10 protein-coding genes are annotated in these 11,364 nt (G+C 71.0%); 4 read left to right on the top strand and 6 right to left on the bottom strand.

All coding sequences use genetic code 11. The features are described 5' to 3' along the window. Window positions 1-143 precede the first annotated feature (143 nt). Window positions 144-755 (bottom strand): 50S ribosomal protein L25/general stress protein Ctc, encoded by a 612-nt coding sequence (locus tag ACP7CD_RS13840; RefSeq protein ID WP_368797063.1) that lies wholly within the window; start codon window positions 753-755, stop codon window positions 144-146. 512 nt (window positions 756-1,267) lie between these two features. Between ACP7CD_RS13840 and ACP7CD_RS13835 the strand changes: the two genes are divergently transcribed. After that, window positions 1,268-2,728, top strand: coding sequence for a sugar transferase (locus ACP7CD_RS13835; RefSeq protein ID WP_426120440.1), 1,461 nt, complete (start codon window positions 1,268-1,270; stop codon window positions 2,726-2,728). 9 nt (window positions 2,729-2,737) lie between these two features. Here the strand turns inward: ACP7CD_RS13835 and ACP7CD_RS13830 are convergent, their stop codons facing one another. Further along, the gene (locus ACP7CD_RS13830) at window positions 2,738-3,169 is read right to left on the bottom strand and encodes a hypothetical protein (protein WP_426120439.1); all 432 of its coding nucleotides are present in this window, start codon (window positions 3,167-3,169) and stop codon (window positions 2,738-2,740) included. Window positions 3,170-3,583: 414 nt separating this feature from the next. Between ACP7CD_RS13830 and ACP7CD_RS13825 the strand changes: the two genes are divergently transcribed. Further along, window positions 3,584-4,012, top strand: a complete 429-nt coding sequence (locus tag ACP7CD_RS13825; protein WP_426120438.1) for a hypothetical protein — start codon at window positions 3,584-3,586, stop codon at window positions 4,010-4,012. An 82-nt stretch (window positions 4,013-4,094) separates the two neighbouring features. On the opposite strand, the gene ACP7CD_RS13820 is transcribed toward ACP7CD_RS13825, so the two are convergent. Then, complete coding sequence (locus ACP7CD_RS13820) at window positions 4,095-5,792, bottom strand: sensor histidine kinase (RefSeq protein WP_426120437.1); 1,698 nt, start codon at window positions 5,790-5,792, stop codon at window positions 4,095-4,097. Between the two features lie 87 nt (window positions 5,793-5,879). Continuing rightward, window positions 5,880-6,248 carry a hypothetical protein gene (locus ACP7CD_RS13815; RefSeq protein WP_426120436.1) on the bottom strand — a complete coding sequence of 123 codons (369 nt, stop codon included), beginning with the start codon at window positions 6,246-6,248 and terminating at the stop codon, window positions 5,880-5,882. Between the two features lie 190 nt (window positions 6,249-6,438). On the opposite strand from ACP7CD_RS13815, the gene ACP7CD_RS13810 reads away from it, so the two are divergent. Next, the gene (locus ACP7CD_RS13810; protein ID WP_426120435.1) at window positions 6,439-6,855 is read left to right on the top strand and encodes a VOC family protein; all 417 of its coding nucleotides are present in this window, start codon (window positions 6,439-6,441) and stop codon (window positions 6,853-6,855) included. Window positions 6,856-6,972: 117 nt separating this feature from the next. On the opposite strand, the gene ACP7CD_RS13805 is transcribed toward ACP7CD_RS13810, so the two are convergent. After that, window positions 6,973-8,694 carry a cation:proton antiporter gene (locus ACP7CD_RS13805; RefSeq protein WP_426120434.1) on the bottom strand — a complete coding sequence of 574 codons (1,722 nt, stop codon included), beginning with the start codon at window positions 8,692-8,694 and terminating at the stop codon, window positions 6,973-6,975. Between the two features lie 75 nt (window positions 8,695-8,769). Continuing rightward, the gene (locus tag ACP7CD_RS13800) at window positions 8,770-10,368 is read right to left on the bottom strand and encodes a Mur ligase family protein (RefSeq protein WP_426120433.1); all 1,599 of its coding nucleotides are present in this window, start codon (window positions 10,366-10,368) and stop codon (window positions 8,770-8,772) included. A gap of 291 nt (window positions 10,369-10,659) precedes the next feature. On the opposite strand from ACP7CD_RS13800, the gene ACP7CD_RS13795 reads away from it, so the two are divergent. Continuing rightward, window positions 10,660-11,121: a hypothetical protein gene (locus ACP7CD_RS13795; RefSeq protein WP_426120432.1), complete on the top strand. Its 462-nt coding sequence runs from the start codon at window positions 10,660-10,662 to the stop codon at window positions 11,119-11,121. Window positions 11,122-11,364 lie beyond the last annotated feature (243 nt).

The raw sequence follows: 11,364 nt of genomic DNA, 5'->3' as shown, positions 1-11,364 counted from the left end.
ACCCCCCGCCTGGGTGCGTCCTTGGGGGCCGCCATCCCTGGTGATACGGGGGGGGGGGGGGGTGGGGGGGGGGGGGTGGGGGGGGGGGGGGGGCCGCCCCCCCCCCACTTCGCGGATCACGTGGATCGGATGAGCGGTGCGGCTCAGGCCTCGTTCTCGGGGACCACGTCGCCCGTGGGGGCTTCGGTCTCGCCCTCGGTGTCACCGAGGTCCTGGGCCTGGGGCTCGGAGACGTTGATGACCAGCAGCTCCGCGTCGGAGACCATGGTCACGCCCTCGGGCAGGCGCACGTCGGCGGCGTAGACGTGGTCGCCCACGCCATGGCCGTCGAGGTTGATGGTGACTGAGTCGGGCACGTTCAGGGCGTCGGCCTCGACGGTGAGGGTGTTCTCCTCGACGTTGTGCACGGCGGTCGGGTCGACCTCGCCGATGACGTGGACGGGGATCTCGACCTCGACGCGCTCGCCGCGGCGCACGGCGAGCAGGTCGATGTGCAGGATCTCCGGGCGGGTGGCGTGGCGCTGGATGTCCTTGACCATGACCAGCTGAGTGCTGCCCTCGACGTCGAGCTCGAGCACGGCGTTGGAGTGGCGCACGGCGAGCATGGTCTCGTGGCCGGGGATGATCACGTGCTGCGGCTCGGCGCCGTGGCCGTAGACGACCGCGGGGATCTGGTCGTTGTTGCGGATGCGGCGGGCGTAGCCCTTGCCGAAGTCGCTGCGCGTGGTGGCCGGGATGCGGATGGTGTCAGCCATGGGAACTCCTCGAAGTCGGGTCTGTCGTCTGAATGGCCAGGCGATACCGGCCGCAGACCCTCCCCCGCGTTTCGAACGCCGTGCGACGCGCCCCGAAGGGCGCCACCGCACAAGTGGGGACGGGAACGTTCAACCAGCCGTCGTCGATCACGGGATCCACAAGGATCCCCTCGCCTTGGCAACCGGACAAGGCTAGCACGACCGGTCACAGAGCTCCGTCGATCGTTGATACCGCGCGGTAGGACCAGGGCCGACACCTTCCGCGCACGACGACGCCCGGCCTCCCCCGAGGGGCCGGCGTCACCGACCGCGTCCGCTGCGCATGTCCCCCACCCGGTGGGCATCACGATCCAAGGGTCCGCCGGCGCCCTTGTCACCCGTTGTGCACCCTGTGTTTTCATCGATGTGCAGTTGTAAAGTCATCGATGGGGGCCGGAACCACGCCGGGGGGCGAAGGGAGTGTTCCGGCCCCCGCACACTCGGGGGGAGTGACCAACGTGCTCAAGAAGAACATGACCGTACGACCCGCCGCCTGGCGGGAGGCCCACATCCGGAGCCTGCGCCGCGTGGACGCGGTGGCCCTGGCCGCCACGATCGTGCTGACACAGCTGATGCGTTTCGGCCTGGAAGAGGGATCGCTGCCGTTCGGCGGAGTGCCTGTGCCGTACTGGCTGGTGGGCATCGTCCTCGGGACGGCCTGGTGGGCCTGGCTGGAGCTGCGGGGCGCCCGCGACGTGCGCCTGATCGGTTACGGGGTCGAGGAGAGCCGGCAGGTGGTCAGCGCCACCCTGGTGTTCTTCGGGTCCCTGGCCATCCTGTCCTACGTGCTCGACGTCCCGATGGCCCGCAGCTACATCGTCATGGCCCTGCCACTCGGCGCGCTCCTGCTGCTGGCGGGCCGTGGCGCGGTGCGGCGGGGCCTGACCCGCCGCCGGCTGGCCGGCGAGGCGATGTCCCGGACCCTGGTGGTCGGGCGCGTGCCGGGGGTCGTGGAGATGCTCAAGTCCCTGCAGCAGAACCCGGCCGCGGGCTTCGATCCGGTGGCGGTCTACGCGCCGTCGTCGTCCCGGGTCCTGCCGCACCACCTGGCCCGGGTGCCGATGCCCCAGAACATGCTGCCGGCCGGGGAGGCGCCCAGCGTGGAGGGGATCGTGGCCGCGTGCCGGGCCCACCGCATCGAGACCCTGGTGATGGCCGCGTCCGCGCCGCTGAGTTCGGAGGAGGTCCGGCACCTGTCCTGGTACCTGGCCGACGAGCGCATCCGCCTGGTCCTGGACACCGGGCTCACCGACATCGCCGGCCCGCGCATCCACACCCAGCAGATGGCCGGCCTGCCACTGATCCACGTCTCCACCCCGCGGCTGAGCCGGTCCCGGCGGATGCTCAAGCGCTCGGTCGACGTCATCGGGGCGCTCACCGCGCTGGTGGCCCTGTCCCCCGTGATGCTCGTGCTCGCCGCGATCGTCAAGGCCCACGACGGCGGGCCCGTGCTCTTCGCCCAGGAGCGCACCGGCCTGGACGGGACGACCTTCAGGATGCTGAAGTTCCGCTCCATGTACTCCGACGCCGAGGAGCGCAAGGCCGAGCTCATGGCCGCCAACGACGCCAAGGGCGGAGTGCTGTTCTTCATGGCCAACGACCCCCGGGTCACCACCCCGGGGCGGTGGATGCGCAAGTACAGCCTCGACGAGCTCCCGCAGTTCCTCAACGTCCTCAAGGGCGAGATGTCGCTGGTGGGCCCGCGCCCGCCGCTGCCCTCGGAGGTCGCCCAGTACGAGGAGCACGTCCACCGCCGGCTGCGGGTCAAGCCCGGCATCACCGGCCTGTGGCAGGTCTCGGGCCGGGACGACCTGGACTGGGAGCAGGCCGTGCGCCTGGACCTCTACTACGTGGAGAACTGGTCCCCGGTCCAGGACTTCGTGATCCTGCTGCGCACCGTCAAGGCCGTGGTCGCCAAGGAAGGCGCGCACTGACGTCATCCGTCAGGCCGGACCACCTCGGCGGCCGGCCTGCACGGACGGCGCCCTCCCACGACGACGGGACAGCAGGAACTGCAGCCCGTACATCACTGCGGCCATCGCCAGCAGCCCTGTCAGATAGGTGTCGTCGGCCCACGGCGCCTGCACGCCCGTGACCGTCACGCCCGAGCCCATCACCGCCGCCCCGGCCACCACTCCAGCCATGCCGGGCAGGGTGACGGTGCGCAGCGCTTCCCGCCAGCCGCGCCGCACACCGGCTACCACGCTGAAGACGGCGTAGAGCGCGGCGAACAGCCCCAGCACCGCCGGGGCCGTCGGCACGCCGACGCCTTCGAGAACGAACAGCGCAAGGACGAGACCCACCGGCACGGCGACCACGACCCACCAGGGCGGCCCGCCGAAGTAGGCGCGGGAGCCGGTGGCAGAGCGGGACATGGCACACCTCGGGAGATCGACGACGAACGAGCGGCTACCCCACCGTAGGCACCGCGGGGCCAGAACCCCAGGGACGAAAGTCTGCACCCGGGCGCCCACAGCCGGCCGCCCAGGGCCTGGCAGCGCAATCACGTCGTGGACGCGGAGCGGCCCGGGACGCAGACTCCGACGCACTCCCGTCCCCATCACGGTGCGTCGCATGAGCACCTCTTCTCCGTGCATCGAGAACGAGGAGAACGCAGCGGTCGGCAGGGGGAGACAGGCCGGCTCCCATGGGGTACGACATCAATCGAACCGCATACGTCTCGGTATTTTCGACTCGTGACGCACCTGGTGCTTGATCTTGACCGCAACTCCGAAATGGCCTCTGACCAGCGGCGTAGTCTCGACAGTGTCCACTCATTGGGGGGGAAAATGAAAAATCTGCGCGGGAGGATCGCCGCCGCCATGATGGTCGGGGCGCTCATGACCGGAGCGGTCGTTGCACCGGCTTCGGCATCGGCAGACGTTTCGGAAGCCACATCCGTCAGCGCCGCGGCCAGTCTGCCGTTCGCTGACCAGAGGGCCAACAAGAAGTACGAGAAGCATGACGAGTACATCCAGGTCAGCCACTGGAAGTACGACCACCAGTACAAGAAGTGGCACGCCGTGGAGCACTACAAGCACAGCCACCACAACTGGGCCGCGAAGTACGCCGCCGACAAGTGCCACGTCAAGTACGACTGGGCGCACAAGCACGCCAAGTACGTCGAGAAGCACGACGTGAAGCACTGGTACAAGGTCTGCCAGTACAAGAAGCACAACACCTGGTACAAGGTCCAGTACGTCGACAACAAGCACTGATCCACCGGTCAGTCCCGAGAAAGGTCCCGCCGGAACACCAGCGGGGCCTTTCTTCGCGCAGGGTCTCAGCCGGGTCCGGAGCTCACGTTCCGGCGGCGGCGCTGCGCTCGGCGCCGCGTCCTCCGCTCACGGCGGCCGGAGCCACGTCCTGCGGTGAGGTCTTCGGCAGAGTCAGGGTGAACACGGTGCCCTCGCCCAGGGTGCTGTGGCAGGTCAGGGTGCCGCGGTGCTGCTCGATGATGGCCTTGCTCAGGGCGAGCCCGATGCCCAGCCCGGGGGTGGTGCTCATCCGGGCGGTGGCGCCGCGGTAGAACTTCTCGAACACCCGGCGGACGTCCTCCGAGGACATGCCGTGGCCGTGGTCGATCACCTGCACTTGGACGGCGTCGGTCGACTGGATCCCCAGCACGAACACGGTGCTGTTGGCGGGCGAGTACTTGATGGCGTTGGAGATGAGGTTGTCCAGCACCTGGCGCATGCGCACGAGGTCGCAGTCGACCACCAGGGTGTCCGGCGCCCAGGCCTTCACGGTGATCCCGGCCCGATCGGCGTGGGGCTGGGCCGCCTCGGCGGACTGTTCGAGCAGCGCCACGAGATCCGCGGGGACGACGTGCAGATCGGCGGCGTCCCGGTGGGAGTTCAGGAGGTCGTCGACCAGACTCAGCAGCTGGTCGGCGTTGCGCTCGATCACCTCCAGACCGGTCTGCGCGGAGGCGGGCAGCCGGTCGTCCATGGCCAGCAGCTCGGTGTACCCGCGGATGGATGTCAGCGGGGTGCGCAGCTCGTGGGAGATGCCGGCCACGAACTCGTCCTTGGCCTGCAGGGCGTCCACGAGCTCGGTGACGTCGCTGAAGGACAGCACGGATCCCTCGGCCCGCCCGTGCTCGTCGCGCATGACGCGGGCGGTCACGGACAGCACCTGCTGAGCGGGCGGCTCCCCCACCCGCACCAGGTCCGCGGAGAAGGACTCGCCGGCCACCGCGCGGGCGATCGGCCGGGCCGTGGAGGACAAGGGGGCGCCCGCCCCGTCGTACAGCACGGGGAGCGCCGAGGACGACGACGTGCGCGCCAGGCGCTGCTGGGCGTGGGCGTGCAGGTGCCCGTTGTTGGTGAGCAGCGGTCGGCCGGCCTCGTCCAGAGCCAGGACCCCGACGTCCACCGAGTCCAGCACGGTGCTGAGCAGTCGCTCCCGGCGGGCGCCGGCAGCCAGCAGGTGGCGCAGCTGTGCATCCTTGGCTTCGGTGCTGTTGGTCAGGATCTGGGCCATGGTGCCGATGGCCAGCATCATCAACGGGATCAGCAGAGGATTGCCCAGGGCCGTGAGGGTGACCGGCCCGGGTCGCAGCAGCAGCGGCACCCACAGCATCGCCACGGTCAGCAGCGCCCCCAGCGGGGCGGCCGCCCGGGGAAGCTGCGCCGAGGCGACCAGCCAGAGCACGGGCAGGGCCGCCAGGAACGGCACGCCGAGCACCTGCGGGAACAGGCCCTCGAACAGGAGGCCGATCGGCACGAAGTCCATCACCGGGATCACCAGGTAGGACCGGTAGGGCAGCCGGTCCCAGGGAACCAGGGCGCACGCCAGCGTCAGGGCGAGAGTCAGTCCGCCGGCCCACCGCACCAGGGGGTCGGCCAGCAGGGGTGCCTGGACGACCGCCAGGACCAGGAAGAGCAGGAACGTGGTGACGGCCTGCGGCAGCTGGCTCACCACCACCCGCCCGCGCAGGGACAGCTCGTGGAACTGCCACGGGACCGGTGAGGGGTGGGCTGCGAGGGGGTCCACGGCAGGGCTCTTCCGACGGCGGGGGGCGCCACCCCGGGGTAGGTGACCATCGCAAATGCTAGCGCGTCGGGGCCGCCATCGGCCCGCTCAGGCGGCGGGGATCAGGGTCCCGTCGGCCGCACCGGGATTCGCTGGTTCGACCAGCACCGCTCGGCCCACCTCGTGGTCGGCCACCACGGACACGAGATCCACCCCGTGGAACCCGGTGATCCGTCCGTGGCTGATCTCCGCGTCGTGCTCGGTGTCCAGCAGGCAGGCCGGGACCAGCTCGACCGGGACCCGGTAGTCCGCCCACACGTAGGTGTGCCCGGGGAGGCGCCGGCCCTCGGTCATGGACTCCAGCACGGCCTCGAGGCCCGGGTCGTGGCCGGAGGGCAGCTGGTAGGAGAACAGGCGGGCCCACTCCACCGCCCCGGTGGGAGTGGAGGCGGTGAGGATGCTGAGGGTCACGGTCATCGTGGAGTTCCTTCCGGGACGCTGCGTGGACCGGCGGAGACACCTGCCCGGTCCCAGCCTCCGTGAGCTGAGTAACAGGGGCGTGTCCCGCACCTGCCAGCTTCCCGTGCCTTCGCCGCCCGCAGTGGGATGTCGCTCCGGCAGCCCGTTGCCTACCGTGGGAGGTAGGAACGAGCGAAAGGGATGACGGATGACCGCTTACCCGCACTTGCAGACCACCGTGCTGGACGCGACGGACGTCCGGGGGCTGGCGGAGTTCTACCGGAAGCTGCTGGGCCTGCAGTACCGGCCCGGGGACGAGCCGCCGGCGGACGGTGCCACGGACGACCACGACTGGCTGGTCCTCACGAACGCTGACGGTGCACGGCAGCTGTCGTTCCAGGCTGTCCCCGTCCTCCCCCGGGTGACGTGGCCCGACGCTTCGGGCGTCGCGCAGCAGTTGCACCTTGACCTGACCGTCCCGGACGCGGAAGCGCTCGAGCTCCAGCGAGAACGTGCCCTCGAGCTGGGCGCCGAGCAGCTGCTCGATCGCTCGGACGACCCGGACGAACCCCTGTACGTGTTCGCCGATCCCGCCGGGCACCCGTTCTGCATCTTCGTCGCCTAGACCCGCACAGCAGGCCACCGCGTCACGCGTGGCAGGAGGGGGCGACGACGACGGAGATCCGCGGTCGCGGCGAGATGCTGGGCGCGCCGAGGCGGGACACCTCCCCGGACATCCCAGCTAGTGTTCCGAGGTGTGCGGACGCAGCCTCGCCTCCTCGACGTCCAGGACGCGCTGGGCGTCGGCCAGGATCCTCGAGGGGTACTTCCCCTCCCGTCGGGCGGCGAGCAGGGCCTCGCGCTCCGAGCGGACCACGGCCAGGCGCAGCTGCCGGTACTGGTGGTGCGGGGTGGGGGCGTCCTTCTCCTCGCGGACGTGGGCCCGCTCCCAGGCGGACTCGCTGCGCAGGAAGGTGTCCTGGCGGACGCGCTCGACGACGTCGGGGTCCGCGGCCGCGCCGTCGCCCAGGACCGCACCCGGCGCGTCGAGGACCCGCAGCCCGGCGTCGGCGATCTCGTCGAAGAGAGCCGCGGACTCCCGCAGATCCGCGGTGGTGTCCACACCGCGGATGCCCAGCACCCGGATGAGGGCGGGCAGCGTGCCGCCCTGCAGCAGCAGGGTGGCGACCGCCACGGTGAAGGCGATGAGCACGAGCTGCTCCCGGTAGGGCACGGAGGCGGGCAGGGACTGGGCCGCCGCCAGGGTCACCACCCCGCGCATGCCGGACCAGCCCAGGACCACGGCACCCCGCCAGCCCAGTCCTTCGCGGCGTTCCTGCTCCAGGTCGGCCCGCCGCTGGGCGTAGAGGCGGCGGAGCAGGCGACTCCGGCGCTGCTGCCGGGGGTCGGCGGGGCGCTCGCGCACCTGCTCCAGGCGCAGCCACAGGCGCATGATCCGGCGCTCGGCGCGGCCGGCGCGCCGGCGTAGGAGGAACACCAGCGGAAAGACCCAGGCGACGCGGATCACGATGAGCACCGCCGTGACCAGCAGGCCGATCAGCGCCGTGTGGGGAATGCTCAGCAGGTCCTGGTCGATGTCGTCCACCAGGTCGTGCAGCTCCAGGCCCATGAGCAGGAACACCGCGCTCTCGAGCAGGAACTGCACGGTGCGCCAGTTCACGTCGTCGCCGATCCTGGCCTGGGCACCCAGCACGGCCACGCCGCGGTGACCGGTGCACAGTCCGGCCACCACCACGGCCAGCACCCCGGAGGCCCCGAGCTCCTCCGCGGGGATGAAGGCCAGGAACGGCACGACGAAGGACAGGGCCGTGTCCAGCACGGGGTCGTCGATCCTGGCGCGCACGGCGACGGTGACCACGCCGACGAGCAGGCCCACGGCCACGGCGACGACCACGGCGTAGCCGAAGTCGGCAACCCCGCTCCACACTCCAGACATCGTCCCTGCCGCCACGGCCAGGGCACTGCGCAGCAGCACGAGGGCGGTGGCGTCGTTGACCAGCCCCTCGCCCTCGAGCACGGTCACCAGCCGCGGCGGCAGGCCCAGCCGCTTGCCGATCGAGGTGGCCGCCACCGCGTCCGGCGGGCTGACCACGGCCCCCAGGGCGATGGCCGCGGCCAGGTTCAGGTCCGGGAGCAGGGCGTAGAGCACCAGCCCCGTGATCAGGGCGGACACCAGCACCAGGACCACGGACAGGCTGGTGATGGCTCCGAGGTTGCGGCGGAAGTCAATGACCGGGACCTTGATCGCGGCCGCGTACAGCAGCGGGGGAAGCACTCCGGTGAGGATCCACTCGTGGGGCACCTCGATGTCCGGCACCCCAGGGGCGTAGGACAGCGTCAGCCCCACCACCACCAGGAGCAGCGGCGCGGCGACACCGAGCTTTTTCGACAGGCCGGTGACCGCCACCATCAGGACGATCACCAGGACACCCACGATTGCCATTCCCATCCCCGCACTCTAGCCAGCGCCGCGAGCGCGGGCGGCGGTGCGACCAGGGCAGGGCCGTACCGGCAGGCGTCAGGATCGGGCGGCGACCTCGTCCCGGGCGAGGGAGATGTCGCCCGCTGCCGCGAGGACCTCGTCTCGGTCGACGAACGGCACCCGGCTCCCCCGCGGGCCGATCTCCATCCACTCCTCGTGCCCCCTGCCGTTGAGCACCACCGTGCCATCTGGTCCGGCCGTCTCGAGGGCGAACCGGATGGCCTCCCGCCGGGTGGGCAGCTCGACGACCTCGGGCACGGACAGACCGGCGGACCGCCGCGCCGCCACCGCACGGCGGACGCCCCGCAGCACCGCGGCGCGGATGGCGGCCGGGTCCTCCGTGCGGGGGTTGTCGTCCGTCACCAGGACCACGTCGGCGCCGGACTCCACGGCCGCCGCTCCGGCGGGTTCACGTTTGGAGGGGTCGCAGTCCCCGCCGGAGCTCGCGGTGACCACGAGCCGCCCGCGCGTGCGCGCCCGCATCGCGGCGGCGGAGGACGCGAGCGCATCCGGGGTGTGGGCGAAGTCGACGACGACGGTCGGCCACCCAGGCCCGAGGTCCACGTGCTCCATCCTGCCGGGAACGCGCACCGGCCCGTCGAGAGCGGCAGTCACCTCGGACGGCGTCATCCCGAGCTCGAGCAGCATCAGCGCGGCCACCGCGGTGTCGGTCCGGTTGTGCTCGCCGGGCAGCGGCGTCCGCAGCGACAGACTGCCGGCCGGGCCCTGGAGGAGGAACGCGTCCTCACCCCACTCCCCCATGATGTGCCACTGCGCGTCCACCCCGGGATCGTTGGCCAGGCTCACCACGGGCACCCCGCGGCGGCCGGCCATGTCGCGGAGACGGCGGCCGGCGTCGTCGTCGACCACCACCACCGCCCGGGACGCGAACTCGGGGGTGAAGAGACGCGCCTTGGCGGCGAAGTAGGACGCCATGTCCCCGTGGTAGTCCAGGTGCTCGTGGGTGAGGTTGGTGAAGGCAACCACGCTGTAGTGGATGCCGTCCACCCGGTGCTGGTCCAGGGCGTGGCTGCTGACCTCCATGACGCAGGAGTCGTTGCCCGCGTCACGCATCTGCGCCAGCAGCTCCTGCAGCCGCGGGGCGGCGGGGGTGGTGACCGCGCTGCGCCGGCGCCGGTCGCCCACCACGGTCTCCGGGGAGCTCAGCAGTCCGGGACGGCGGCCCAGGCGGACCAGGGCCGCCTCGAGGAGATAGGCGGTGGTGGTCTTCCCGTTGGTGCCCGTGATCCCCAGCATCGTCAGATCCGCGGCGGGGTGGCCCTGCAGCCGGGCCGCCACCGGGCCCAGCACGGCGCGCGGATCGTCGACGACGACCACCGGCACCTCCAGCGAGCGCCCCAGGATCTGCGCCCCACGGCCGTCGGTGAGCACCGCGACCGCACCGGCTCCGACCGCCGCCGCGGCGTGCTGAACCCCGTGACCGCGACCGCCCTGCAGCGCGACGAAGAGGTCCCCCGGGCCGGCCTCGCGGTGGTCCTCCACCACCCGGCGCACCACCGGGTCCTCGAGCACATCACATGCGGCGAGGGTCCCCCCGATCTCGCGCACCAGCTCGGCCAGGAGCACCGCTGCGGACGACGACCGCCCACCCCGCGCCCGCTCAGGAAAATTCACCGTTCCAGCGTATCCGCGCCCGGAAAGAAGTCAGTACACGTATGAATTCAGGCAGTCCCGCTGCGACGGCCAGGGTGTCTCGTGTGGCCCCCGACACACTCCGGAAACACCGCCTGGACAATCGTCTACACCGAACCACTCTCCGCATAGGAACAAGGGGCTGACAATAGACTTTTGTCCGGTCCGATGGGGACCATGTGGGGACAGAAATCGCCCCCCACTAGGGCCGTAGCCCCGATACGCTCGGAGGACCCGAAGATCCGTACCCCTCGACGGACAAGAGAGAAGCCAATGCGCACCTCCCCCCTTGCCACTGACATCCAGCACTACCTGGAGTCCTGCTCCCCCGCAGGCCTCACCCTCCTGGAGCTCGACATCGTCGAGGACGTCGCCGAGCTGACCCTGGCCTTCACCCCCGAGGCCCTCGACCGCGTGCTGCGCACCCAGCTGCGCACCGCCGGCACCCCCAGCGACTGGGACTGCCCGAAGGCGTCCATGGAGGTCGGCACCCCCACCTGGGCCTACGCCCTGGAACTGGCCGATCTCTTCAACGAGCACTACTTCGGCCACGTGGTCCTCGAGCGCCACGAGGCCGCCCTGGGCGAGATCCTCGCCGCCCACGGCCACGAGGGCACGCCCGTGGTGATCCGCCCGGCCTATGCCCCCAGCTGCCTGGCCCTGAACCTCCGCCGCCTCAAGGCCGAGCACCTCCGCACCGCCGGCCACACCGCGCCGGAGGCCCGGGCCGCCTGAGCAGTCGGCACCAATCGCCGCCGTCCCCCGAGTGGGGGACAGAAATTGGCACCGTCACCGTCGGGCCGACTTCCCCGCCCGACGACGTGATCCCCGTCACCACCAGGTACGACGCCATCCCGCGAGTTCTCGGCACAGGCAAGTGCAGGTGCAAACACCTTTCGTCATAGAGCCGGTTTCATCGATTTGCGTCACTAAACTGGCCACAAGTGCAACGCAGCGCGCGGTCCACCGTCTCCCTCA

The sequence above is a fragment of the Kocuria sp. LHG3120 genome (assembly GCF_049897445.1).
In the GTDB taxonomy this organism is placed as follows: Bacteria; Actinomycetota; Actinomycetes; order Actinomycetales; family Micrococcaceae; genus Kocuria; species Kocuria rosea.
The sequence above is the reverse complement of the archived record's forward strand: the minus strand, read 5'-3'. Positions and strand labels throughout refer to the sequence as shown.

Excerpts from the sequence above, each read along its gene's own strand:
- ACP7CD_RS13825 (WP_426120438.1), top strand. The coding sequence starts at position 3,584 with ATGAAAAATCTGCGCGGGAGGATCGCCGCCGCCATGATGGTCGGGGCG.
- ACP7CD_RS13795 (WP_426120432.1), top strand. The coding sequence starts at position 10,660 with ATGCGCACCTCCCCCCTTGCCACTGACATCCAGCACTACCTGGAGTCC.
- ACP7CD_RS13840 (WP_368797063.1), bottom strand. The coding sequence starts at position 755 with ATGGCTGACACCATCCGCATCCCGGCCACCACGCGCAGCGACTTCGGC.
- ACP7CD_RS13810 (WP_426120435.1), top strand. The coding sequence starts at position 6,439 with ATGACCGCTTACCCGCACTTGCAGACCACCGTGCTGGACGCGACGGAC.
- ACP7CD_RS13835 (WP_426120440.1), top strand. The coding sequence starts at position 1,268 with ATGACCGTACGACCCGCCGCCTGGCGGGAGGCCCACATCCGGAGCCTG.
- ACP7CD_RS13830 (WP_426120439.1), bottom strand. The coding sequence starts at position 3,169 with ATGTCCCGCTCTGCCACCGGCTCCCGCGCCTACTTCGGCGGGCCGCCC.
- ACP7CD_RS13805 (WP_426120434.1), bottom strand. The coding sequence starts at position 8,694 with ATGGCAATCGTGGGTGTCCTGGTGATCGTCCTGATGGTGGCGGTCACC.
- ACP7CD_RS13815 (WP_426120436.1), bottom strand. The coding sequence starts at position 6,248 with ATGACCGTGACCCTCAGCATCCTCACCGCCTCCACTCCCACCGGGGCG.